This window comes from Shewanella rhizosphaerae, from assembly GCF_019457655.1.
GTDB lineage: Bacteria > Pseudomonadota > Gammaproteobacteria > Enterobacterales > Shewanellaceae > Shewanella > Shewanella loihica.
Genome location: NZ_CP080420.1, coordinates 1,030,544 through 1,054,366 on the forward strand (window position 1 = coordinate 1,030,544; position 23,823 = coordinate 1,054,366).

Sequence of the window (23,823 nt, forward strand, 5' to 3'; positions counted from 1 at the left end):
TAAGCCCCTCTGCTGATTTTTTTGTGAGTTGGATCGCGACAAGCGGGGAAGTGTGAGGCTCATCTTGTCTAGCCCGCTTTTCTTTAGCATTCGATGTTTATCCGGGAGCGGCCCGAAACTCCCTTTGTGATGAATCTCTTGAAATCTCATTTTTTGCGATATTGGTCTCTCGCGGTCTGCTGTCCTTGTTTATCTTAATGAATTCATTAGCGATTTTTCTTGCCTGTCAATGTCCCTTCTCGACAGCCTTTAGTTATCATCTTGTTTTATATCGATTTTAATTATGGCGTTTGGGCCATTTGGCCAGGCATTGTGATGCCCTTAAGACTTCTCTAGAATCCGCCGCGATTTTGACCGCGCCAAAGGGGCGCATCATTCATGCGAGCGATAACGAGGGGAATTAAATGTCGACAAAATTGGCCAATCCAGCGCCTCTGGGTCTGATGGGATTTGGTATGACGACCGTGCTATTGAACATACACAACGCGGGCTTCTTTGCCATCGATGCCATGATCTTGGCGATGGGGATCTTCTACGGTGGTTTGGGCCAGGTGCTGGTGGGCATGATGTGCTTTAAACGGGGAGATACCTTCGGCACTACGGCATTTACCTCCTATGGTCTGTTCTGGCTAACCTTAGTGGGGCTAATCATGCTGCCTAAGCTTGGCCTCGCCGCTGCCAGTCCGAGTCACTTCATGGGCTGGTACTTAAGCCTCTGGGGCCTATTTACTGCTTTTATGTTTGTCGGTTCTTTGCGTTACCCACGCGCCAAGCAGGTGGTGTTCGGCTCCTTGACGATACTCTTCTTCCTGCTGGCGGCTCGCGACTTCACAGGTAGCGAGTTGATCGGCGTGATCGCCGGGTTCGAAGGGATCTTCTGTGGCGCTAGCGCCATCTACTTTGCCATGGCTCAGGTGCTTAACCAGGAGTATGGCCGGGTGATCCTGCCCATTGGCGAGGTTAAGGCCTAGCCATATTCGATGGCGGTCTTGACCGCCTGAAGGATCTCGGTGCGATTGGAGGGCTTAAGAATATAGCCCTTCAGTCCCACCTGGGCCCAACGCTTGATCAGCTCTCGATTGTTGTTGCTGGTCAGCGCCACCACGGGAATATCCTTGCCGTCGTTATCTGCCTTGAGTTGCTTGGTGGTGTTGATGCCATCCAGGTGAGGCATGTAGAGATCCATCAGGATCAGGGCGTAATCGTTACCCTTGATCATCTTGAGGGCCGTAAGACCGTCGCAGGCCTGCTCGGTATCATACTCATCCTGCTCCAGCACCTTGACTATCATCTCACGGTAGATCTGATTATCCTCGACCACCAAGATCTTCTTCTTGGGTGGCTTGGCTTCCTGTTCATCCAGCAGCGAGCTGACCAGGGCCTGGGTGGGGATCTTGGCTTGCTGTTTGGCGATCACCTGCTGCTTAATGTCTTTGATCTCGCTATGGCGACTGGTGAGCTGCGCCAGAATGAGATCCAGCCCATCTTTGATCTCCAGCTCCAGCTGAGTCAGTAGGGGCTCGATATGCTGTTTGGCCAGCGACTTGACCAGCGCCTTGTCGTGACTCATGCCCTCACTGCCATGGGGGAGCTGCTCGGTCGACTGTTCGACTGACGCCTTGCAGGAGTCGACCGAATCCAGAAGCTGGCGCTTACACTGGCTGCTGAGTTCGATGAGCGAGGCGAGATTGGTATCGATACGTTCCAGCTGGTCGTCATCCAGACCTGCATAGTGATCATCCCCCTGGCTCTGTCTCAGTCCGTTGTGGACGATCATCTTGAGGCGAAACTTCTCATACAGGGGCAGGTAGACGAAGTAGTTGTCGAACACCCCCTTGATGCAGCTGCGAAAGGCGAGGGCGGACTCCTTGTTCTTGCACAGCACTATGGCGTAATGCCTGTAGGCGATCTGCTGGTTTTTCAGGAGTTTGGTATAGAGTTCTATGCTGAGCTTCACCGAGCTCATGGCAAAGAGGATCACCGAGGGCTTATGCTCTTTTATCTGCTCGCCCACTAGCCGGGTCACGGGCACAGTGCGGTATTCGTCGACCTGCTCGGCAATGATGTTGGCGGCGCCCGAGATATCCTCCTCCTTCTCATAGAGCATGATCACTTCGGGGTGGCGACAGGCAACGCTGGGTTTTCGAGTCATGAGTTGATCACCTCTATCAGGGACTGCAGGGCATTTTTGAGCTGGATGATGAGCTGCTTGCATTGGGGCATATCTTCCCCCAGGGCGGCATATTCCAGTTGTTGCAACTTGTCGGCAACCTCTTCGGCGCCGATCGCCTTGGCAGAGGTCTTGAGAAAATGCGCCCCCTGCTTGAGGCCGGCAAATTCACGGTTGTTGTAGTGGGTGGCCAACTCGCGCAGGCTGGTGCGGGCCTGGGCGACGAAGTCCTGCTTAAACTGGGCGATGAGCCCGGGATCATTGCCTATGAGATCACGCATGATCTTGGGGTTGAGGATCTGGGGACTATTCTTCATGGCGATACCATTTCTGGATGACCTTCTTCAGGTCTCTAAGCTGCACAGGTTTACTGACAAAGTCGTTCATGCCCGAGCGGTAGCAGTCATCTAGCTCGGTGGCCATGGCGGCTCCTGTGATGGCCACTATGGGCACAGATTTACGTTGGGTGCTGTTCTCTATCTGGCGGATCTGTTTGGACATGTCATAGCCGTCTAGGTTGGGCATGTGGCAGTCGGTAAGGATCAGCTTATAGTCTGCCGACTGCCAGAGGTGCACCCCGGCCAGACCATCTTCGGCGAGGTTGCAGCGATAGCCGAGCATGTCCAGCTGTTTAAGAATCAGCTTTTGATTTAACGGGTTATCTTCGACCACCAGTATGTCGGCGTCTCCCTTAAGCCCTGGCATTGGCTCCTGCGTCAGCGGGTCGCAGAGATCCAGCTCCATCTCATCGAGGTCGATGGCAAGGCCTGTGTCTAGGCGTTTGTGCACCGCCTTGAGCAGCAAGGCCTTGGATAACAGGTAGCTGTCCAGGCTGTCTATCTGGGGAATCGTCTGTGTCAGCGCCTTGCGTTGATGTTGGGGCAGAGCCACAAGCCAGTTGCTGTGGCCCTTTGGACTCGCCGCCTGGTTGGCGAGAAAGCGCAGCTCGTCAGCCTCGCCAGTGGCGAGAATGATCACCAGAGGCAGAGCCTGGGTATCGATACCCAGTTGCTCGGCCTGGTAGCATTTGACCCTGCCCCCCTTGTCGGTCAAACACTGTTTTATCCAGTCAAGTGTGGCCTGGGACTGGCCCAGGTTCACCACCCCTATGGTGTGTTCGCTAAGTTCTTGAGTTTGTTCGTGGTGATGGGCGCGCCAGAAGGGAAGCTCGACACAGAACTGGGCCCCCTGGCCGAGTTCGCTTTTAAGGCTGATGCTGCCGCCCATCAGGTTGGTGAGCTTGCCACAGATAGCCAGGCCCAGGCCCGTGCCGCCATAGTTGCGCGTGGTCGAGCGCTGGGCCTGCACGAAGGGGGTAAACAGACGTTTCTGGGTCGCCTTGTCTATGCCTATGCCATTGTCTGTCACGGTAAAGCGTACCCGGGTCACTATGTCATTCTGCTCACCTACCGTGATGCTCAGCGACACACAGCCGGTCTGCTCCTGTGTGCTGTGGGTGAACTTCATCGCGTTGCTGAGCAGGTTGCTGAGGATCTGCCGCACCTTGACGATATCTCCCTCGACCCAGTCGGGCAGCTCCAAGGCCTCCTGCACGGCAAAGCGTAACCCCTGACGGCTGGCCACCGGCGAGAAGCTCTTGATCAGATCGGCGATCACCCCAGCGAGGTGGAAGTCTTGCTGCTCCAGCTGCATCTTGCCCGACTCTATTTTGTTGATGTCTAGGATGTCGTTGAGGATATAGATGAGATTATTGGCCGAGGTCGACGCCGTCTCGATAAGATCTCTCTCCTCGCCCGACTTGTCGGCCAGGGAGAGCAGCTCCAGTGCGCCGATCACCGCGTTCATTGGGGTGCGCAGTTCGTGGCTGATCATAGAGAGAAATTCGCTCTTGGCTTGACTGGCGATTTCGGCCCGCTCCTTGGCGAGCTGCAATTCTGTGGTGCGCTGCTTTACCCGGCTCTCGAGTGAGCGGTAGCTTTCCTGCAGCGCCAGGCGCGCCTGGTAGATGGGAGTTTGATCGATGCAGATGCCATCGATGCGGCTGTTTTGCTGGTTCTGCCCCTGGCTCACCTTGCCCTTGGCCAGTATGTAGATAATCTCCTGATTAGGCAGAATGGCGCGATACTCCTGATGAAACGGATTGCCATTGGCCAGCGAGTCTTCCACCGCGGCCATCACGGCGGGGAAGTCTTCCGGGTGGATCCGCTCGGCCCACTTCTCCAATACGCCAATATCTTCGATGTTGAGGCAAAACATTTCGTTGGCCCTCTGATCCCACTGCCAGATCCACTGCCCCTGTTCATCTATCTGTGCCCGCCAGTTGCCTATGTTACCGGCCTCGAGCGCCAGCTTCTTCGACTCGTTGGCCTCGTTGAGGGCGTCGAGCATCGCCTTGGACTCTGTCTGATCTTTAATAAGGCCGAGCAGCTTGAAGTGGCCATTTTCCAGGTAGATATGCTCGGCGAACAGTTCGTACACCCTGGCGACATCGTTCGAATCGATACGAAAACGAAACGCTAGCTTATGTTTCCCCGAGGGCGAGGGGGCGAGGAAGGGGTCGAACTTATGGCGATCTTTCACCTTGACCATCTGCTGTAGACTCTGCCAGCTCAGGGGGCTGTGATGGTTAAGTTGCAGCAACTCCTTCACCCGGTTGGAGAAACGTGTCTCGCCGGTGGCGGAGTCGTAATGCCAGATGCCGATATCGGCGGAGCAGAGAAAGGCCTCGAAACGCTTGAGGTATGCCTGATTGATGTTGGGATCGTCACGCTGTGGGACAAACAGCAGTAGGAAGCGATTCTTGCTAAGCGCTTGGGGAAACAGCTGATACCAAGGCGTCTTGGATTGGCGATGAAGACGCACATTGAGCGATTGCCTATCTGTTTGGGCAAGCGCCAAGGCATGAGTGATGACATCAATTAACGAATCGTTTGAGTCGGCCTGATTTAGCGTGAGTAACTGCTGGAGTGGGCGCTTGATGATGGCTTTATGGTTGAGCTCAAATAGCTCATACAAGGCGTCGTTGGCCTCAATGATCACTCCTTGCTTGTCACAGATAAGCTGCGCAAACGGCGAGTCGTCTATGCTATTCCCTGCTGGCGCCATGGCATCCACATCCTTGTTATCCCTTGAGAATAAGTCTAGACCTATGGAGGCGATTTAGGGGAGGGGATTTGTGAATCTTTTTTGCGGGAGAGGGTTTAAAAGCGTGTCCCTCAAGCAACAGGGCGCGAGGGACACGATAGGATTAGGTGCTTAGCCTTGTGGCATTGGGCTTAGCACGATCTCGACACGGCGGTTTTGCGCGCGGCCTTGTTGTGTCGAGTTGTCGGCGATAGGACGAGACTCGCCCATGCCCACAGAGCTGATGCGTTGGCTCTTGATTTCACGAGACATCAGGTAGTTGGCGACTTCTGCCGCACGAACTTGAGATAGGCGCAGGTTGTATGACTCGCTGCCAGAGCTATCGGTGAAGCCCATGACATTCAGCATGGTTTCATCGTACTCTTTGGCGACTAGGGCAACGCTGTCCAGCACGTTCTTGGCACGGCTGCTCAGCACTGATTGATCGACGCCGAAGGTCACTTCGTTTGGCATGTTGAGGATGATGTTGTCGCCGTTACGGGTCACGCTCACGCCAGTCGATTGTAGCTGCTTACGTAGCTCGGCTTCTTGCACGTCCATGTAATAGCCGATACCACCACCGACGGCTGCGCCTGAGGCGGCACCGATAAGTGCGCCCTTACCCCGGTCGCTCTTGCTTGACGAGGCCACACCGATAGCAGCACCGGCGATGGCACCTATGATGGCGCCGTTAGTCGCCTTGGCGTTTTGGCTTTCGTTGGTATAAGGATTAGTTGTCTGACAAGCCGAAATAAATAGTGTCGAACCGGCCAAGATTGCCGCGACGAGTTTCTGGTTACTGATCATCGTTACTCCATTATCAGGTTTGCCTTAGGGCGGAGATCGTCCTTAGGGCTTGTTGTTATGTGCGCTATTGTCGCATTTTGTTTGCATAATAACAAAGCGAGGCACTTTTGCCTGAATCTATACAAAGTTTAATAAAACTGCGGCAAATTTAGCCCTGTTTGGCGTCCTTGCCGCGTATAAACTGGCAGCAGGCTTCATCGAGAAAACGTTTGGAAAGGTAGTGTTTCTGGCCGCCTGTCAGCAGCAGGAAGCCTACGCTGGTCTCCTGTATGTCGTCGATACTGTCCCAGCTTAGCTGCTGTTTAACATAGAGGGATTCGATGCTGATCCCTTGTTCGTTCAGGGTGAGGTTGGCCTCGTTGCCGGCGGCCTTACTCATCATCTGGCGGGTCAGGTACCAGGGGCGCTTAAACTTGATACTTAATCCCTCCAATACACCGAGGGCGATGATAAACCAGGAGGCGTAGGCGTTGACGCCGGTCAACAGCAGGGCCAGGCCGATCAGCAGAAAGCAGAGCGCTTTAGTGTATTCGGCGCGGGGAGCGGGCTGAGTCACAGAGGCATCGAAGCATTCAGCATAATAGGCTCTGTCCAAGGTAAAGTGGGTGCTGTAGCTAAACGAAGCGTTTGATGGAGAGTGAGATGAAGCTGTCATACAAGTAGAGATAGCTGAATTTGGGACACAGTGTAATCCCTTGTGAGTGAAGTGCAATCTTGCCGTGAGCTTGTCTTAGATCTTTAGCCAGAATTAGACTAAGTTTAGCTTTCTGAACGTCGGCAATCGGCCTTGAAAATGGGAGCCTCAAGATGTCATTTGTGCCTAAGGGATATGTGAAGTGCAAGAAGACACCTGTGTTTAGCGAGCAGGATATGCCCGCCATCTACCGTGAGCGGCATTTTACCCGGCCCGGGGTGTATGAGCAGATCCATGTGATACAGGGGGAGCTGATGTTTTTCGGCTACCTAGATAAGTTGGGCGAGGTCAATCGCGAGGTACGCCTAGGGGCCAATGAGACGGCGATTTCTCATCCCGGCTACTGGCACAGCATCAAGCCGCTTACACCAGATACCCGTTTCGAAATTCACTTCTTCATCAAACCTGAGGGGCCGGTAGAGCAGGCCTAGCCAAATCATTTTTTGTCTTAAACTATCGAAAAACCTTAGTGACGAACTAGCTAAAGTGACGTGCAAGCTAGAGTGGTAAGCTAGCTAAAGTGTTGATTTGGCTTAATATTTCGCTAACACCAATAAGAAGTGAATAAGTGAAGTGAATAAAAGTTAACCTGACTTTCCTTCGGCCAGGCTTTAGAGTCCAATAAAGCCTTTAGCTAAGGAAAGCTGATGATGACCTCCCCAGACTCTACCCGCAAGTCTCAGGCGTCTATGGAAAACTTGGCAAAGACTAAGCCAGGTAAGCTAGTGCATACAAGTGCCGAGACATCCAAGACAGCGAAGACAGCCAAAACGCCTGCTAGCTCCTCCTTGTTGCAAGAGCTGGCCGAGATGGACACGGGTTTCGCCCTGCTGCAATCCATGGCACGCTCCAAGACGCTCACCATTATGGTGATCATCTTTCTGCTCGCAGGCGCGGGTTTTGCGTTGTTTCTTAGCAAGATGGCGGGGTAATACTCATGTTAGTGGCAAGTCTCACCGAACTCTTTATCTGGTTTATCTGGGAGATCTTACTCTCGTTTGTTCTCTATACCACGGGCGCCGTGGTGATTGGGCTGGTGACCTTTGGCCGGGTGCAGAAGCCCTTGTATTGGCCTGCCTTGTTTCATCAAGAGAAACGTCTGGCGAAAAATGATTTTTACGCCGTCTATATGGCAGGCTTTTTCTTCTATCTCTTGCTGTTTACCCTGCTGGTCTACCTGGGATAGGCCCGGATATCAAAGACAGATAGATCTATCCCCTCGTATTTTTGCTAATGCTTGGCTGCCGCTATCAAGTGTCGTAGCGGTTACGCTGCTCTGGCAGGTCACTGAGATACTGCACAAACTCCACCTCATAGCCGTTAGGGTCGATAAAGTAGACGTTGCGGCGGAAGGGATCTTCTTGTCCGGCTTTGTCCACCTCGAAGCCCGCCTTACCGAGTCTGGCGATCACGCCATCGAGATCTTGGGTCACGAAAGCAAAGTGAGCCAGGCCGACCTGGTGTCCGCTTAAGTCGCGGTTTTCGCCTTCGCCATCATCGTTGAAGGCCAGGTATTGATAGTCATCGCCGAAGTGAACCCAGTTGCGTGGCTTGCCATACCAGGTTCCCTGACCGCCGCCACGCACCGACCAATGGGGGAAGGCGGCACGGTAGAAATTAAGGGCCGTTTCTATGTCGGTGACGACGAGATTTATGTGTTCTAAATGGATCATGATGCAATTCCTTCTCTGCTGGCTTGGTGTTATTCCGTTAATACGCTCAATCTAGTGCCTATCTGGGGCTAGCGCATGACTTGGGGCTGGCGCATGACTTGGAGTGAGCACTTAGGCGGCACTACATGCCGTATACATATTCCTGCTGTTTGGGGTAAGGCTGATCCCTATGGCGCTGGCGTATGGCGCCGAGGGCATCTGCATACTGGCCGAGCATATGCAGGCTGTAGCCGATGCGCGCTCTTAACCCTTGCTCTCTGGCATCTATCTCACCCTCTCCCAGTACCTGCTCCACGTTACGAATGATCAGATGATCGGGAATGGGCACCAGCTTGTTGTTCTTCAAGGCATTCATCTTTAATTCGGCGATAGGGTAGGCGCCGCTAATGCCGCTGGTAACCGCGACCAAGAGGGCTGGCTTGTGGGCCGTATCCTGGTTGTCACACAGCAGCAGGAAGTTTTTCAACATGGGTGAGGCCATCCCGCCCCATTCTGGGGTGATTAGAACCAGAGCATCGGCTTGCTTTACCAGCGGGCTTATCTTGTGCCAGTCGCTCGCCTGAAGCGCAGCGCCATTTCTGTCGCCATCCCAGAAGGGCAGGTCGTAGCGGCACAGCTCAATATGTTGTATCTCACTGAATTGGCTGGCATGTTCGCTAAGGTAACCGGCGACTCTGGCGCTCTGAGAACCTGGACGTTGACTGGCACTGACGATAAGAAGCTTCATTATGTAAACCTTTTTATTTATTTAATGTTTTATACACTAATTGCTTTATTTAATTTTGTAAAGACTAAAGTAAATATAAAAGTTTACTTAATCTCTGGATCGGTAATAATGGTCCCATAGAAGTCCAGAGGAGACGGCGGGTGAGTATGAAGACCAGCGACAAGATCATCGACCATATCAAGATCCACGGCCCCAGTACCGCCAAGGTATTGGCCGAGCTGTTTGCGTTGACCACCATGGGGGTCAGGCAACATCTGCAGGCCTTGGAAGAGGAGGGGATCTTGAGTTTCGAAGACAGAAAGGCGAGTCGCGGTCGTCCCACCCGTTACTGGGGGCTTACCGAGAAGAGCTACAAGCTGTTCCCAGACCGACACGACGATCTCACCAGTCAACTGATCGACTCGGTGCGCGTAGTCTTTGGTGACCAGGGGCTGGATCAGTTGATCGATCACCGAGAGCAGGCGAGTCGGCGTCTGTATCAGGAGGCGCTGTCGCAAGCGACGGGTCTGGCGGATAAGTTAGCCGCGCTGGCCAGGCTCAGGACCCAGGAGGGCTATGTCGCCTCTGTCGAGGAGCAAGATGGCGTCTTTTGGCTGCTGGAAAATCACTGCCCCATCTGCGCCGCCGCGAGTCGCTGCGCCAACTTCTGCCGCTCAGAGCTGCAGCTGTTTCAAGAACTGTTTAGCGAGCTGGCGAGCGTCAGCCGCGAGGAGCATATCATTGCCGGCGCCAGACGCTGCGCCTACAAGCTGGTGCCGCTCGCCTCTCACGCACCGACACAACAAGATGTCCGCTAAACGCGCCAGGCTGGATCGTTTTATCAGTCAGCATTGTCAGATCCCCCGCAAGCAGGTGCGCCTCATCCTGGCAAAGGGCCGGGTGAGTGTCGACGGTCAGGTGGTACGGGATGCAGACTGTCAGATAGATCAATTCTCTCAAGTGATGCTCGATGGCCAGGCGTTGAGGCATGAGCAGCCCATATATCTCATGCTGCATAAGCCGGTTGGTGTGGTGAGTGCGACCAAGGACGATGAGCACAGGACGGTGATGGATCTCTTGCCCGACTATAAGGACAAGGGGCTACATATCGTCGGACGGCTGGATCTCAACACCTCGGGTTTGCTGCTACTTACCAACGACAGTCGCTGGTCGAAGCGTATCATGTCGCCGGAGCATAAGGTGGCCAAGCAGTATCTGGTCACCCTCAAGGCTCCTCTCACTCAGGCCTATGTGAAGGCCTTTGCCGAGGGCTTTTACTTTGCTTTTGAGAATATTACCACTCAGCCGGCCTTGCTTGAGATCCTCGAACCCCATCTGGCCAGGGTCACCCTGCATGAGGGACGCTACCATCAAATTAAGCGCATGTTTGGCCGCTTACGCAATCAGGTGATGGCGCTGCACAGGCTCTCCGTGGGTAACCTAATCCTGGATGAAACCTTGGCTGTAGGGGAGTATCGTCCGCTGACGCCACTGGAGCTGGCTAGCATATTCGGCTAAAAGCCAGCCATGCTCAGTACAAGATTTTGGGTTTGCCGCTTCACCTAGCACTAATTTCTGAGTTCAACAAGCCAAGTGCAAATGTGTGACTAATGGCTATATCGTTTGATGCAAATCATGTGTTATAAATATTAGATTACTAATATAAACAATAGTATCGATGAGCAATCAAACACTTAAGAAAATCAGCGAACTCGATGTGTTTTGTTTGATGGTGTTTAAAGTCATTTTTCAAACCGGACATGCCAACATAGCGGCTAAGCAACTTAATGTGTCAGCCCCTAAAATTAGCCGCTGTTTGAATATGTTACGTGCCACCTTCGACGACGAACTCTTCTACCGTCGTCAGCTCGGGCTCAAGCCGACGCCTATGGCGGAGTTTCTCTACGAGCCCGTGTGTCAGTTCTGTGAAGCCGTCCTGAAAATAGAACAGTCTATCAGCGAAAAGAGCAGCGAGCTGGCCAGTGAACGCCTGAGAATTGCTGTTACCCCGAGTATCATGGCCAGCCTCTCCCTGGCTTTTTCCCGCAGCAATGCCAGAGACGCCTTTAGTCAGTTACAGTTTGTGATCTGGGGCGACGATTCTGCCGATCATATCCATAACGGTGAACTGGATATGGGAGTGACGTTCGACGCCTGCAATGAGCATCCGTTATCGGTCGAGGCCTTGGGGTGTTTAAGCGGTGTCTGTCTGGCCGCCAATGAGGAGCATGCCATCTGGTCCCAGAGCGAGCCTTTGACCCTGGAAACCGTCTGTCGTCACCACTTTCTCTGCCTGGATGGCAAGGGCTTTAACGATAAGATTGACCCTTTGGAGGTGTTCGCTCGTCAAAACGGTGCCGACATCGACAGCATAGAAAGAGTCAGTTCGCGAGACGAGTGGTACAGCCATCTGCTGACCATGAACTCTGTGGCTTTCCTGCCTTGCTCTGAGGCCGAGATCTGCGGCGCCCTGCCGGGGATCCGCGTGGTGCGCCTGTCTGACGAGGAGGTGGGGCGCCTTCACGGTGAAAGCATGTCGCCTCAATACCTGTTGTTGGAGAATCCGGCCGAGTATCGACGCTACTCGCTGGAACAGAGAGAATTAATTATCCAGCTTATCAAACAGCTACTCGTTAAATGTTAATTTCAAAATTTGAAATTTACGCTTTCAAATTTTGAAATTTCTGTTAATGAATCTTTAAATTGCAGTCACAACTTAGACTCAATTATCTAACAATTTATCGTCACTCCCTTATATTTGAGGTACTGCAATAGCAGAAATACCTATAAAGGGATATGGCGATGAAAAAAAATAAAATTACCTTATTAGCCATGGCACTTATGTGTGCCATTGGTGTGAGCGCGTGTAGTGATGGTAAAGATGGTAAAGATGGAGCGCCAGGTGAGCCTGGCGTTCCTGGTACTCCAGGTACACCTGGTGCACCAGCGGGATCTACCGTTGATACAGTAGCCACTGCCGCAGACTTCAAACTAACTCTACAACCTGCCGACATCGTAGTAGTAGGAGCTGATGACTTCTCTATTAAGTTCACCGCGACGGGTAAAAATAGTAAAGGAGATGATGTTCCGTTTACTGGCCTAGAGAAAGTTGCCCTATATGTGACTAACCAAGTGGCTAACACCACTAGTAGTGGCGCTCCTATGCTCTGGTCGAACAATGCCCTGGCTAACGAATTCGGTTCTAGCATGTACTGTACGCCTACTGGTAAGGCCGCAGCGCGTGGCGGCGCCGAAGTCGATGCATGTACCTTGGTAGAAGATGCTGAAAATCCTGGTACTTACACAGGTACTTGGGAACATGATGGTAACGCGCCTGTCGTGGTAGCCGATGGCGATCCTAACAGCATGTTCCGTGTCATGATCCGTACCTATGATGTGACCGACGCAACTGGCGTATCGATTTCCGACAAACTACTCTCTACTCCGCTCGATTTCATTCCTGCGACTGGTGAGATGGCCGTATCGGCTAAAGATTCGGTATCAAGTGCTGCCTGTATTCAATGTCACAGCGAGTTGATGGGCTATGATGATGGCGACAAGCGTATTGCTAACATCGGTGCTCACCATAACTATCAGAAAGTTGAAAACTGTATCGCGTGTCATAACCCTGCTTATGCCGCCGATCAGAACGATCCAGAAAAAGGCTTTAACCCTAACTTCAACGCAATGATCCACACCATCCACGCCGGTGGTCATCTTGCCGAGTGGGGCGTGTTAAAAGGTGATGCAGAAGAGTTTGCTGGCGTTCACTTCCCAGCTGAGCTAAACGAATGTACTACCTGTCATGACAATGGCAACCAGTGGAAAGAAAACGTTTACCGTGAAGCTTGTGTAGGTTGTCACGTAACCGTTAACTTCGAAACCGGTGAAGGTCACTCTGACTTCCAGCTACCACAGGCTGATGATTCTCAATGTATGAACTGTCACATTGGTAATCTGAGCCCAGAAGTGGTGCATAAGGTAGGTAACAGAGCGGTTGAGCAGGAACAAGTCGTCCTTGATTTCCAAGGTGTGACAGTGACTGACAACGGCGACGGTACCAGCGCATTGACAGTAACCACTAAGGTGACAGTCAATGGTGCAGCACCAGCCGATGGCTCTATGCTGGATCCTTACATGCCACGTCTATCTACCGGTCTGCTGATTGGTAATGTTGAACAAGGTGGTGCGCCAATCCGCGGATTAGGTATGCCAGTTAACGGTGTGGCTATCACAGGTGGCATTCTGACCACGACTAAGAACTTTGATTCAGCGCGTCTGACTGGTTCTATCTACGTGACTGCAGAAGTGATGATCTGTGGCGCGGGTGGTAAGGCTGCAATGTGTGCAGATGGCGATTACACAGAAGTATCTGCCAGCGCACCTGTTAAGTACTACAACCTGGACGACCCAGCCGTTGCACCTATGCAAGCCCGCATGAGCGATGCAGATCGCGTCACTGTGAGCGAAGCTAAGTGTAATAGCTGTCACGGCAACCTGACTCATATCAAGGCGCCACGCCATGGTGTGAGCGAGTTTACTCAGTGTATGGATTGTCACAACAACAGATACCCAGGTTCTTACCATGGTGCTGTTGAATATGACACAGGTGAAGTCGATGCAGACGGCAACCCAATCATGGCGCCAGTTGAAGGCCTAACCTTCGCTAACCGTGACCTGATGACTGTTGCTCACCGTTTCCATACTGGTACTTTCGGTGGTGGTATCTACCTAGATAAGAACCTGGAAACAGTTGGTTACCCAGCCCTTGCGACAGACTGTCAAGCTTGTCACAAAGATGGTGCAACCTTCTTCGCGGCCGACGGTGGTTTAACTTCTGGTAAGCGTTCAATTCAAGTGACTGCGACAGAGTACATCTCTCCAGTGGCTGAAACTTGCCGTACATGTCACATCAGTGCCTCTGCACTCGCTCACTTCGAGAGCAATGGTGCGACTGTACATGGTAAGCCAGATACAACTGCTGACCTGCCAGTTGAGTCTTGTGCAACCTGTCACGCCGAAGGTAAGACATACGGTGTTGATAAAGTTCACGCCGGTGGTGCTCACTAGACGCCAACAATAATAATTCTCGCTAATTGGGCATACCCCTGCTAAATGCCCAATGAGATAGCAGTAATCTTGGGGAACCTGATTTAGGTTCCCCTTTTTTATGCCCGGCTTTTGCTGTCATGTTTTGTATCCGTTTTGTATTGGTTTTGTGTTGGCTTTCTCAGTCGCCCGCTTGCTGGATTGTCTAATGTCAGCATCTTGGTCTATTCAGCATCTTGGACTAACTTAAATAGAGTCCATCAGCAGATCTCGGGGGCCGTAATTTGGCGGTCAAAGATACCTCTTCCAGCCTGTTTCTCATTGCGATAAAAGAGTCTTTTATTGCCCTCTTGCCCTTTATCTTCGTCAACTCGCTGCTGGCACTGATTGTCGCCTTGGTGGATGTGTGGCAGCCCAGCTGGCAGGGCAGTGCCGCCTACGCCTGGCTGAGTCAGTTTGGCCGTCTCCTGTTTAGCTTCTTTCCCTTGATGGCGCTGCTCTCCTTGTCATTTCATTTTGCCAAGTATCTCCATGTCTCGGCTGTGGTGGTGGCGTCACTCTCCATCGGCAGTCAGATCGCCCTGCATATCCACGGCAGCGAGGCTATCGACCTCAGCAATGGCTTCGACTTTCTGTTTGGCGATGCCAGGGCGATTATTACGCCGATTCTGGTTGCCTACTTGCTGCAACGCCTCATGGCGATTAAGGCGCTGAACTTGCTGCAAAGTACCAGCCTGAGCAGCTACCTTAAGCTGCACCTTAACCTGTTTATTCCCTTGATCCTCTGTTTCGTGCTGGTGACCACCGGCATCTACTGGGTGGGGGAGCTGTTGGGCATGGTATTGAGCCCGCTGGTGGATTCCCTTGCCGCCAGCAGCACCCTGTTTCAGTTGTTTGTTAGAGTGCTAGCCACCCATGTGCTTTGGTGCTTCGGTGTCCATGGGGATATCGCCTATATGTTGGTGCTTGGGGTCGACAATGGATTGCAACAGGTCGCGCCGAATCTGACGCTGTCCCAGTTTACCGATCTCTTCGTGTTGCTCGGCGGTAGCGGCGCCACTCACTCACTGCTGATCGCCCTGTTTATCGCCTCCAAGGATAAGAACGCCGTCAATGTGGCCAAGTTGGCGTTGCCCTTCGCCCTGTTTAACATCAACGAGATCCTCATCTACGGCCTGCCAATCATCTTTAACCCCAGGTTGATGCTACCCTTCGTGTTGGTGCCCCTGTTTAATACCCTGATAGGCTCCCTGTTGATCGTCAGCGGCTGGGTGAGCTTTGCCGGTAACGACTTTGCCTGGATCACCCCCATCTTTCTCAATGGCTATGTGGCGGGCGGCACCCTAGCGCTGCCCCTGGTACAGCTCTTGTTGGTGTGCGCCGGGGTCTTTATCTATCTGCCTTTCGTGCGCCGCTATAGCCTGCTGGTGGGCAATAAGGGATTCGAGCGGGACCTTATCAAGCGGGTGCAGCTGCAGCAGGATATCGAGAAGATCAGCGAGCGAAACTATGCCCGTCAACAGTCCGAGGATCTCGCTGCCAACCTAAACCTGGAGAAGACCATTAAGGCGGTGCTCAACGGTGAGTTGCTGCTCTATTACCAACCTAAGATCAGCCTGAGTGACAGGCGAGTGGTCGGCTATGAGGCGCTGCTGAGGCTGAGAAACGAGCGTGGTCAGGTAGAGGGCCCCTATTTTATTCCCGCCTTCGATCAGGCCGGCTACTCTAACCTGATCGACAGCTTCGTCATCCGGCGCCTACGGGATGACCTGCAGGCCTGGGCCAAGCAGGGCTTCTACCCCAGAGTCAGCATCAACCTCAATCCCAACAGTGTCCTGAGTCAGGATGTGCAGTCTATGCTGATCGAGCTGCTTGGCGACATGGCGGACAGAGTCGATATCGAGGTGCTCGAGTCTATGTTTGTGGCGGACCTCAATGCCGTCGAGGCCAGCATGGCCCACCTGCGCCAATATGGATTCTCCTTCGTGCTCGATGATTTCGGCACGGGGTTTTCCAGCATCAGCCTGCTGAGCAAGATCACCATAGATGGAGTCAAGCTAGACAGGTCGATATTGGAAAATACCGGGAATCACAAGGGGCAGGTGCTCTATCGCCATACCTGCATGTTGTGTCGCAGCCTGGGTTTTAATCTGGTGGCCGAGGGGGTGGAGACCAAGGCCGAGGAGGCCTTCGTCGCCTCAGCCGGGGTCTCGACGGTACAGGGTTGGCTGTATGCCAAGGCGATGCCGGCCGCCGAGGCCAAGCGCTACGCCCTGCTGCAGGAGAGTTTCAGCGAGCAGACAGTTGATTCAAGGGGAGAGTCGAAGGCTGAGTTAAAGACAGAGGTAAAGACAGATGTAAAGGCAGGGTTAAAGCCTGAGCCAAAGATTGAATAAAAGATTGAGCCAAAGGCTGAATAAAAGATTGAACAAAAGACTGAGCCTGACGCCGAGCAGCCAATAAAAAGGGAGCCTTAGGCTCCCTCTCTTTATTAGGCGCGGGCGCGCTGCAACGTCAGCAACCACTTGCCGTAGATGAAGATCCCCACGGCCGAGATGGTGCCGATAGCGGCGATGATATACCAGGCCATGCCTATGTTGTGGCTGTTGTAGAGCAGGGTCGTCAAGGACTGCGCCGACTCACCCGTGTAGCTCACCAGAGTAGTAAAGGCTTCACCCTGAGGAATGGCGGCGATATCGCTGGCGCTCATGCCACGATCGAGCAGCAGCTCGCGAGAGAAGATCTCTTTCGAGGCGTACATCTCATACAGCTTAGGACCGAAGTAGCCTTCCAATCCCCAGCCTATCCCTTGTGGCAGCATCACGAAGCCCAGGTACATGGCCTTCTTACCCTTAGGGGCGATGTTACCCATAAACTCGTTCTTCTTGGGGCTGATCATCATCTCGCCGAAGGAGAACATGGCAATCGCCAGCACTATCATCCAGGCGGCGTTGGTGGCGCCGATAAGCACGAAGGCGATGATACTCAGCAGACAGCCCGCCAGCATGGCGGTGGTGATGCGGTATTTGGCGGTGAGCGCGGCAACTAGGAAGCAGCTGGTCATGATCATGCCGGCGTTGAGGTTTAGCATCCCCTCTGGCATCACCTTAGTGCCCGAGTTATCCAGGCCGAGCCAGAACTGCAAGATACCGTTTGAGGTGCCCTCACTGCCAAACAGGCTGGTGACGATCACGCTGGTATCGACCCACTCGGCGATATGAATCGGCAAGACGTCGAACAGAGAATTAAACAGGAACCAGAAACCGGCAAACACCAGCATGTAGTAGATCACCACAGGCTTCTTCAGCTCGTGTAGGGCATCTTTCCATAGGGCTTCTTGGGTGATCTCACCGCTCTTGATCTTACGGATGCGCTCGATGCGCTCCTCCTTTCCCGGCTCTTTATAGGCGAGCAGGAAGAGGAAGTTGAGCGAGATGATGGCGGCGCAGGCGTAGAAGACATTGTCCCAGGAGAGCTGGCGCATATGCACGGCCACCAGAGGACCGAGGAAGCCGCCTATGTTGACCACCTGATAGAAGATCCCCCAGGCCATAGAGGTGTTTTGTCGGCCGGTAGAGAGCACCAAGGTGCCCTGAATGCCAGGCTTGAAGATACCCGTGCCGCCTGCCAGCAGTATGGCGCCGAAGAGGAAGCCCCAGAAGTTAGGGAAGAAGGCCATCACCAGGTAGCCAGAGATCTTGATCAGTGTCGAGGCGAAGATGGTTTCCTTGTAACCGACACGATCAGAGATGCCGCCGGTAAACACAGGAATAAAGGTCTGCATCAGGGCCCACACCGAGATGATGACACCATAGTCGTGCAGGCTGATCCCCAGGCCGCCCTGAGAGACGGGCGCCTTGGCGTAGAGGCCGGCACTGGCTTTCACACCGTAGTAGGCGATACGTTCGACCAGCTCCATGCCGCCGACGATCCAGAAAATATAACTTAGGCTAGCAATGGAGGCCCACATTCCCAGCTGCTTAACTTCACGCAGATCATTATCAGCGTAAGCATCATTGGCGTCGCTCATACCCTTCCTTAATTTATCTTTTTTGTTGTGCTGCTTGGCTGCAACATCTCGTGTTGGTTTGTGACAAGCACTCGCTATTGGGGTGATAGCTCGTCATTTGACAGCACACTTTACCTAAAAATGACCTTAAAGACCAAAATCATTCACAGCGGGTCACACTGGTGTGAGCAGCAGGTAAAAAAAAGGCGAGCACTCCGGCTCGCCAAAAAGGGTGTGACAACTATGGATTTAGTTCTGGGTTAGGCTTTAGTGGTGTTGTTTTTATCGTTAGCTTCTGTGGTTATATTTCGTTTAACAAGGCTAGAGTGGCCAGGCCTGCTCGCCATCGACGGCAACCGCTTGCAGATCCAGACCATAACAGTAATCTCCAGGGGCGTAGACATAGATGCTCTTTGGCACCGCTGGGTAGGCGAAGCTGGCGACCTGGGCCTTGGCGGCATCCGAGGTGGCCAGTCCCCACATCTGATAGAAGTCGCGATAGTCGAGCCCGGTAGAGAAGCTCATGGCGATCATCAGAAAGTCGTTGTTGCTTAGCGCCTTGGCCGATGCAAGGTCGAAACTGCCAAAGCCCAGTTGGTCGCGCTTGGCCAGCCAGCTGGCCTCGTCGGCCTGGGCGCGCTCGAATTCGCGCAGCAATATGTGCAGCCTGGCCAGAAGATGCCAGCCGTTTTGCAGCGCGCCTTGTTTCTGGGCGGCAATCATGGTCTGTAGCATGGTGGCCATGCCGCTCGACCAGCTGGTGAGGTTAGCCGCCTGCACATAGGCGAAGGGATCGGCCTGGCGCTGACTGGCCTGCAGTACATCGAACTCATCCTGAATCGACAGCCCCTGGCACTCGGGCAGCTTGCCGGTTTCCAGATAGGCGCGGGACTTAGTGTAATAGGAGTAAGGGTTGGTGGAGGCGTGGCCCTCGTGACCGTCGAATCTCAGGCGTCCCCGCTCCAGGCCGTGGCCCAGTTCGTGGATGTCGCCATGGCCGGTTGGGCTGAATGACCAGGAGGCATCGTAGGGGTTGCCCGAGCAGCCGGACCCACAGGTGGGTTGGTCGGCGTTCATATGTTTGACCATGTCGAGTTGATCCAGCTGCCAGCCCTTGCTGGCGGCAAAGTTGGTTATCTCATCGACACTGTCGATCCCCGGCCCCTTAAAGCCTGCCAGCAGGTGCGGATAGTTGTGGACAAAGGTGCTGATGGCCTCGCTCATCTTCTGCGGCGTGTCCCATCTGGGCTCATGGCTCATGGTCTCTTGCATTTTATTGAGCCGCGAGTGGACCTCGAAGTGCTCGGTTGCTAGCTCGGCCCAGTCGTAGTCGCCCTTGGCGAGTCCCTGAATGAAGGCCTGATCGTCCTTGTCGCTGCGCCAGAAGGGGTGCAGCCCCACATGGCTAAAGGTAAATTCAACCGGCAGGTCGTTGGCGTTAAATCTTATCTGCACCGGGCCGCCATAGGGAGAGGTGAGGGTGATAGTTTCCCCCGGTTTTATCGCTATGGCTGGCGATTGCAGATACTTGGGGCGGTTATAGCCCTTGCTGGCATATTCCTGGGTAGAGCCTGAGCGTTGGGTATTGATAAACACCTTGGTCTCTACCTGGCTGTTGTCTGTGCGTGTCACGCTAAAGGTCTGTCCCGGCAGGGCGTAGACGCCTGCGGCGCGAAACGGCGCCTTGCTGCTTAGTGCGACTGTCTTATCCACCGGCGTCACATGGGAGAAGTCGGTGCGGCTGAAGTTACCCAGATCCGCAGGTACAGGATTGATGCGGCGGCTGTTGTATACGCTGCTGTCGGCAAAGAGCGCCTTAAGGTAGCTCATCGGCGCCGTGGTGCTGACATCCATGGGGTAGTCAATCTCGCTGCGATAACGATCGCCAAGCAAGATCAGGTACTTGTATAGCTGATACTCTGGGCTGTCGAAGATTGCCGTCTTCTCCGTGTCCAGGCGGTTGATGCTGCTGCGAATATGCGCCAGGGCGCTGCGGTACTCCTCGCTAAATTGGCTGTCGCAGGTGTCCGCGCAGTTGGCCAGATTAAAGCTTGGATTTTCGCTCTGCAGCAGTTCGAGCCAGAGGGCTTCTTGGTTCAGCGCCGGGTTAGCCGCCTGCATGGCGAGATAGTCGCTCCAATCCGCCTTGTCTGGGCTGAAGTAGTTGCCCGGGCCGCCAGGGCCCTGCATGGCAAAGCCCATGGCCCCCAGCACGGTTTGAGTCAGCGGCACGCTGTTCCAGGCGTGCATGTGCAGATAGAGCAGTGGGATCTTGGCCTGCTGTAGCGCCTCGAGTCTGGTCGACACCTCGGTTTCATCGAACGCCTCGATGGAGCCTGTGATCACCAGCTCGGCCTCGCCCAGGCAGCTTGCCAGCTCGCTGGCAACATCACAGCGGCTCACCTGCCAGTTGGGGTAGTGGCTGGTGAGCCAATTTGTCACCCGGCTCTTGCTCCAGTCGCTGATGAGGAACAGACGCACCTGCTTGGTCGCCGCCAGGTTTGCTTGGGCTTCACCCGTCAGCCAGGAAAGCAGACGCATCATGCTAGGCTCGAAGCCCAGGTTGTTGCCGCCCTGCATGCTAGAGATGATGTCTGTGCCGAAGGCGGCGTTGCGCTGACCACTTAGGTCGCTCGCCGCGGCAAACAGGCGTCCCTGATTGCCCCGTACCAGCTCGAAACTCTGCTTGAGGGGGAAGCCCTTGCTGGCTAGCGGCATCTGGATCATCTGCGAGTGTTGACCCGAATCGTAGCTGACTCTGTCCGCCTGATAGATGGTGTTTAAGAAGCTTTTCTGGGCGCCGCGATAGTCTTGAATGAGCTTGAGGCCGCGGGCGATCACCTTAGGCTCCAGCCCCTCGATGAGACTGGCATCGCCGCTCTGGCTGGCGGCGCTTATCTTGTCCTTGAGCTTGAGGGTGAGGCTGTCCTCACTGCTTAGGCCGGCAGCGTCCGTGACCTTGAGCGAGAGGACAATATCTTCATCCTGCAGCAGGTCACTGGCATCCAGGGTGAGGGTGTCGCTGCTTAGGCCGCTGAGTTTGACGCTCGGCCCACTGGTCTGCTGCCACTGGTAGCTGGCCGTGCCTGGATTAAACAGGGTAACGCTTGCCGTGAGGGAGAGGGTTTCATGATTCCAGGTTTGTTGATCCGGGCCGAGCTCGACACTCGGGGCCTGGGCCAAGGGGGGCGTGACTGCGCCGCCGTTACCCGCATCCGTGTTGCTATCCTCTGAACCGCCGCAGGCCGTCAGCCCCAGGGCTATTGCGACGGGGAGTATCCATGGTTTCATTGTTACACCTCATTTTCAATTTGCGACATTCTGATAGCAAACGTCGCCGAAATCAAATGGTAATGAAAAATTATTCAATAAAAACAATGGTTAAGTCGATATTTTGACGTCTGCGTTTTTTTGACGCCAAGACGATAAAAGCGCAAGCGAGGCGAACGTTATATCAAGCGAGCAGCTAAAGCTATACCCGTTTTCCGCCATCGTTTTCTGTTTATACCCTGCTGCATAAGTGAGGCATAAGTCGGGCGTTAGCGAGCAGATTGGCCAAAAAGATGGGGCAAATGTGATCTACCACTAATTAGGTAAAGGTATCTGCTGGCACTCTGCGACAATAAGGGTTATTAGTTTAAGTATTATTAAGTTAACTATCTTTGCCTGATTCATCCGGCGTAAGCCTGGGGCGCAATTTGGGGTGGCCTGAAATTAGGCCTGTGATTTTAGGGGCTGTGATTTTAGGTGCCATGGCTTTAGCAGTCGTGATGCCGCCTGGCCTAGGTGCAATGAATTGGCAATAAAAGGAAGCGATTATGTCTGAACACAAACGCCAGGAGGCACATGAGATGACGGCAGCGTCCACCCAGGGAGCAGGCTTGATGGAGCGGATCAAGTCGGTAAGATTTCAATTAAAACTCAATATCTTCTTAATCATCTTCGCCTTCATCTTCCTCGGCTATAAGGGGATCACCGGCATGTTGGACGCGGGTGATGCCATAGGGGACCTCTACGGTCAGGGAATGCAGCACAGCATCCGGGCGGGCAAGGTGCTCAACGAGCTGGAGAAGGCCCGCAGCGGATTGCTGCTCGGCTTTCAACATGATCCTGCCAACGCCTTTGCCGACATGCACAACCACCCCCTGAGCTTCCATATCGATGCCAGCCGCGCCTCGATTAAGACCCTGCACGACATCATAGATAATCAGATTTTGGCGTCGGATCTTGCCGATGATGAGCGCGCCGAGGTCAATCGCCTGGTGTCGCTATTGGACAAGGTGACTCAGGAGGGCTTTAACCCCGCCATCCAGGCCTTGAGTCAGGGGGAATACAAACACTCCAATCAGTTGCTGCTCGAGAAGATCAACCCCCTGTTTAAGGATATCACCGACCAGGCTCAGGCCTTCCTGGATATGCAGATCGCCGAGGCTAAGACTAGCTATCAGGCCTCACAGGAGACCGTTTCCCTCTACATCTGGCTGGTGGCCATCTTCTCTGGCGTCGCCATGCTTGCCATCAGCGTCAGCTCGGTATTTATCATTCGCCGAGTGAGCCTGTCTGTGGTGCAGCTGGAAGAGACGGCGGTGGATATTGCCGCCGGCGATCTCACTAAGCGTATTCGCCTCGGCGGCCACGATGAATTTGCCCATATCGCCGAGCATGTGAATCGCATCGCAAGCGATTTCCAGCAGGCGGTGACCAACACCCACGCCTCCACTTCACGCCTGGCCAGTGCGGCGGAAGAGAATGCCGTGGTATCGACTCAGACCCAGCGCAACGTGCTGGATCAACAGCAGCAGACCCAGCTGATCGCCACCGCCATCCATGAGTTTACCGCGACGGTACGTGAGGTTGCCCAGAGCGCCGCCTCGGCCGCTACCGCCTCCCAGGATGCCAACGGCGCCGCCCACGGTGCCCAGGGCGTGGTGGATGAGAGTATCGCCGTGATTGAGGCGCTGGCCCAGAAGCTGAGCCGAGCCAGCGAGGCGATGACACTACTAGCCCAGCATTCGGATGAGATAGGCACTGTGGTGGACGTCATTCAGGCGATCTCCGAGCAGACCAACCTGCTGGCGCTCAACGCGGCCATCGAGGCGGCGCGGGCGGGGGAACAGGGCAGGGGCTTTGCCGTGGTGGCCGACGAGGTGCGCTCTCTGGCGAAACGTACCCAGGACTCCACCGAGGAGATTCAGAAGATGATCCAGCGCCTGCAACAGGGGGCGCGGGACTCGATGCAGATGATGCAGAGCGGCACAGAGCAGGTGAAACTCAGCGTGGATAAATCCTTGATGGTGCGTGATGCCCTGCAGCAGATCTTAAACAGCATCGAAGAGATCAACGCCCTCAACGCCCAGATAGCCGCTGCCTCGGAGGAGCAAAGTTCGGTCACCGAGGAGATCAACATCAATATCACCAACATCAGCGAGATCTCGGATCAGACCGCCGAGGGTGCGAGACAGAGTAGCGATGCCACCGAGGACCTGGCCAGGCTGGCAGAATCCATGGAGGCGGATATCGCCCACTATAAGGTGTAGCTGAGGTAACTATTTGACTGAGGTAGGAGTTTGAGGCGTTAATCGCCCGGAAGAAAATCGCGGGTAAGAAAAAAGGCAGTCAATTGACTGCCTT

19 protein-coding genes are annotated in these 23,823 nt (G+C 54.0%); 10 read left to right on the plus strand and 9 right to left on the minus strand.

Annotated elements, in window-relative coordinates:
- The first annotated feature begins 404 nt into the window (after positions 1-404).
- The gene (locus K0I63_RS04660) at positions 405-971 is read left to right on the plus strand and encodes an acetate uptake transporter (protein WP_144200884.1); all 567 of its coding nucleotides are present in this window, start codon (positions 405-407) and stop codon (positions 969-971) included.
- On the opposite strand, the gene K0I63_RS04665 is transcribed toward K0I63_RS04660, so the two are convergent.
- The 5 genes from K0I63_RS04665 to K0I63_RS04685 all read right to left on the minus strand — a co-directional run bounded on the left by K0I63_RS04665 (position 968) and on the right by K0I63_RS04685 (position 6,716).
- Complete coding sequence (locus tag K0I63_RS04665; protein WP_011864710.1) at positions 968-2,152, minus strand: response regulator; 1,185 nt, start codon at positions 2,150-2,152, stop codon at positions 968-970. The genes K0I63_RS04660 and K0I63_RS04665 overlap by 4 nt on opposite strands.
- Entirely contained in the window at positions 2,149-2,487 is a 339-nt protein-coding gene (locus K0I63_RS04670; protein WP_220044448.1) for an Hpt domain-containing protein, read from the minus strand. Before K0I63_RS04670 ends, K0I63_RS04665 begins: the two co-directional genes overlap by 4 nt.
- A complete protein-coding gene (locus K0I63_RS04675; RefSeq protein ID WP_220082705.1) occupies positions 2,477-5,236 on the minus strand; it encodes an ATP-binding protein in 2,760 nt (919 codons plus the stop codon). Before K0I63_RS04675 ends, K0I63_RS04670 begins: the two co-directional genes overlap by 11 nt.
- A gap of 150 nt (positions 5,237-5,386) precedes the next feature.
- The gene (locus tag K0I63_RS04680) at positions 5,387-6,061 is read right to left on the minus strand and encodes a YiaD family glycine zipper/OmpA-like lipoprotein (RefSeq protein ID WP_144200892.1); all 675 of its coding nucleotides are present in this window, start codon (positions 6,059-6,061) and stop codon (positions 5,387-5,389) included.
- Between the two features lie 148 nt (positions 6,062-6,209).
- The gene (locus K0I63_RS04685; RefSeq protein ID WP_220082706.1) at positions 6,210-6,716 is read right to left on the minus strand and encodes a YcxB family protein; all 507 of its coding nucleotides are present in this window, start codon (positions 6,714-6,716) and stop codon (positions 6,210-6,212) included.
- Between the two features lie 152 nt (positions 6,717-6,868).
- Between K0I63_RS04685 and K0I63_RS04690 the strand changes: the two genes are divergently transcribed.
- From K0I63_RS04690 to K0I63_RS04700, 3 genes are all read left to right on the plus strand, one after another.
- Positions 6,869-7,186, plus strand: coding sequence for a TehB-like domain-containing protein (locus tag K0I63_RS04690; protein WP_011864715.1), 318 nt, complete (start codon positions 6,869-6,871; stop codon positions 7,184-7,186).
- Positions 7,187-7,402: 216 nt separating this feature from the next.
- Complete coding sequence (locus tag K0I63_RS04695; protein ID WP_258406941.1) at positions 7,403-7,687, plus strand: hypothetical protein; 285 nt, start codon at positions 7,403-7,405, stop codon at positions 7,685-7,687.
- Positions 7,688-7,692: 5 nt separating this feature from the next.
- A complete protein-coding gene (locus tag K0I63_RS04700) occupies positions 7,693-7,941 on the plus strand; it encodes a hypothetical protein (RefSeq protein ID WP_220082707.1) in 249 nt (82 codons plus the stop codon).
- Between the two features lie 64 nt (positions 7,942-8,005).
- Here K0I63_RS04700 and K0I63_RS04705 read toward each other — a convergent pair whose 3' ends face one another.
- Both K0I63_RS04705 and K0I63_RS04710 read right to left on the minus strand, forming a co-directional pair.
- Positions 8,006-8,428 (minus strand): VOC family protein, encoded by a 423-nt coding sequence (locus tag K0I63_RS04705; RefSeq protein ID WP_220080062.1) that lies wholly within the window; start codon positions 8,426-8,428, stop codon positions 8,006-8,008.
- Positions 8,429-8,549: 121 nt separating this feature from the next.
- Positions 8,550-9,155, minus strand: coding sequence for an NAD(P)H-dependent oxidoreductase (locus tag K0I63_RS04710; RefSeq protein ID WP_220082708.1), 606 nt, complete (start codon positions 9,153-9,155; stop codon positions 8,550-8,552).
- Between the two features lie 146 nt (positions 9,156-9,301).
- On the opposite strand from K0I63_RS04710, the gene K0I63_RS04715 reads away from it, so the two are divergent.
- From K0I63_RS04715 to K0I63_RS04735, 5 genes are all read left to right on the plus strand, one after another.
- Positions 9,302-9,952 carry a helix-turn-helix transcriptional regulator gene (locus K0I63_RS04715; RefSeq protein ID WP_220083374.1) on the plus strand — a complete coding sequence of 217 codons (651 nt, stop codon included), beginning with the start codon at positions 9,302-9,304 and terminating at the stop codon, positions 9,950-9,952.
- Positions 9,942-10,652 carry a pseudouridine synthase gene (locus K0I63_RS04720; protein WP_220082709.1) on the plus strand — a complete coding sequence of 237 codons (711 nt, stop codon included), beginning with the start codon at positions 9,942-9,944 and terminating at the stop codon, positions 10,650-10,652. Before K0I63_RS04715 ends, K0I63_RS04720 begins: the two co-directional genes overlap by 11 nt.
- Positions 10,653-10,863: 211 nt before the next feature.
- Entirely contained in the window at positions 10,864-11,778 is a 915-nt protein-coding gene (locus K0I63_RS04725; protein ID WP_258406998.1) for a LysR family transcriptional regulator, read from the plus strand.
- Between the two features lie 158 nt (positions 11,779-11,936).
- Complete coding sequence (locus K0I63_RS04730) at positions 11,937-14,204, plus strand: OmcA/MtrC family decaheme c-type cytochrome (protein ID WP_220082711.1); 2,268 nt, start codon at positions 11,937-11,939, stop codon at positions 14,202-14,204.
- A gap of 263 nt (positions 14,205-14,467) precedes the next feature.
- Complete coding sequence (locus tag K0I63_RS04735; RefSeq protein ID WP_220082712.1) at positions 14,468-16,579, plus strand: EAL domain-containing protein; 2,112 nt, start codon at positions 14,468-14,470, stop codon at positions 16,577-16,579.
- 95 nt (positions 16,580-16,674) lie between these two features.
- Here the strand turns inward: K0I63_RS04735 and K0I63_RS04740 are convergent, their stop codons facing one another.
- Together K0I63_RS04740 and K0I63_RS04745 are read right to left on the minus strand one after the other, a co-directional pair.
- Positions 16,675-18,213, minus strand: coding sequence for an MFS transporter (locus K0I63_RS04740; RefSeq protein ID WP_220082713.1), 1,539 nt, complete (start codon positions 18,211-18,213; stop codon positions 16,675-16,677).
- Between the two features lie 300 nt (positions 18,214-18,513).
- Positions 18,514-21,483, minus strand: a complete 2,970-nt coding sequence (locus tag K0I63_RS04745) for an ImpA family metalloprotease (protein WP_220082714.1) — start codon at positions 21,481-21,483, stop codon at positions 18,514-18,516.
- 527 nt (positions 21,484-22,010) lie between these two features.
- Here K0I63_RS04745 and K0I63_RS04750 point away from each other — a divergent pair.
- A complete protein-coding gene (locus K0I63_RS04750) occupies positions 22,011-23,729 on the plus strand; it encodes a methyl-accepting chemotaxis protein (protein WP_220082715.1) in 1,719 nt (572 codons plus the stop codon).
- The last annotated feature ends 94 nt before the right edge of the window (positions 23,730-23,823 follow it).

What these genes read in the sequence shown, in the direction of transcription:
- K0I63_RS04710 (WP_220082708.1), bottom strand. Translation starts at nt 9,155, where the DNA reads ATGAAGCTTCTTATCGTCAGTGCCAGTCAACGTCCAGGTTCTCAGAGC.
- K0I63_RS04690 (WP_011864715.1), top strand. Translation starts at nt 6,869, where the DNA reads ATGTCATTTGTGCCTAAGGGATATGTGAAGTGCAAGAAGACACCTGTG.
- K0I63_RS04750 (WP_220082715.1), top strand. Translation starts at nt 22,011, where the DNA reads ATGTCTGAACACAAACGCCAGGAGGCACATGAGATGACGGCAGCGTCC.
- K0I63_RS04720 (WP_220082709.1), top strand. Translation starts at nt 9,942, where the DNA reads ATGTCCGCTAAACGCGCCAGGCTGGATCGTTTTATCAGTCAGCATTGT.
- K0I63_RS04680 (WP_144200892.1), bottom strand. Translation starts at nt 6,061, where the DNA reads ATGATCAGTAACCAGAAACTCGTCGCGGCAATCTTGGCCGGTTCGACA.
- K0I63_RS04700 (WP_220082707.1), top strand. Translation starts at nt 7,693, where the DNA reads ATGTTAGTGGCAAGTCTCACCGAACTCTTTATCTGGTTTATCTGGGAG.
- K0I63_RS04715 (WP_220083374.1), top strand. Translation starts at nt 9,302, where the DNA reads ATGAAGACCAGCGACAAGATCATCGACCATATCAAGATCCACGGCCCC.
- K0I63_RS04725 (WP_258406998.1), top strand. Translation starts at nt 10,864, where the DNA reads ATGGTGTTTAAAGTCATTTTTCAAACCGGACATGCCAACATAGCGGCT.
- K0I63_RS04705 (WP_220080062.1), bottom strand. Translation starts at nt 8,428, where the DNA reads ATGATCCATTTAGAACACATAAATCTCGTCGTCACCGACATAGAAACG.
- K0I63_RS04665 (WP_011864710.1), bottom strand. Translation starts at nt 2,152, where the DNA reads ATGACTCGAAAACCCAGCGTTGCCTGTCGCCACCCCGAAGTGATCATG.
- K0I63_RS04685 (WP_220082706.1), bottom strand. Translation starts at nt 6,716, where the DNA reads ATGACAGCTTCATCTCACTCTCCATCAAACGCTTCGTTTAGCTACAGC.
- K0I63_RS04675 (WP_220082705.1), bottom strand. Translation starts at nt 5,236, where the DNA reads ATGGCGCCAGCAGGGAATAGCATAGACGACTCGCCGTTTGCGCAGCTT.
- K0I63_RS04660 (WP_144200884.1), top strand. Translation starts at nt 405, where the DNA reads ATGTCGACAAAATTGGCCAATCCAGCGCCTCTGGGTCTGATGGGATTT.
- K0I63_RS04695 (WP_258406941.1), top strand. Translation starts at nt 7,403, where the DNA reads ATGATGACCTCCCCAGACTCTACCCGCAAGTCTCAGGCGTCTATGGAA.
- K0I63_RS04730 (WP_220082711.1), top strand. Translation starts at nt 11,937, where the DNA reads ATGAAAAAAAATAAAATTACCTTATTAGCCATGGCACTTATGTGTGCC.
- K0I63_RS04670 (WP_220044448.1), bottom strand. Translation starts at nt 2,487, where the DNA reads ATGAAGAATAGTCCCCAGATCCTCAACCCCAAGATCATGCGTGATCTC.
- K0I63_RS04740 (WP_220082713.1), bottom strand. Translation starts at nt 18,213, where the DNA reads ATGAGCGACGCCAATGATGCTTACGCTGATAATGATCTGCGTGAAGTT.
- K0I63_RS04745 (WP_220082714.1), bottom strand. Translation starts at nt 21,483, where the DNA reads ATGAAACCATGGATACTCCCCGTCGCAATAGCCCTGGGGCTGACGGCC.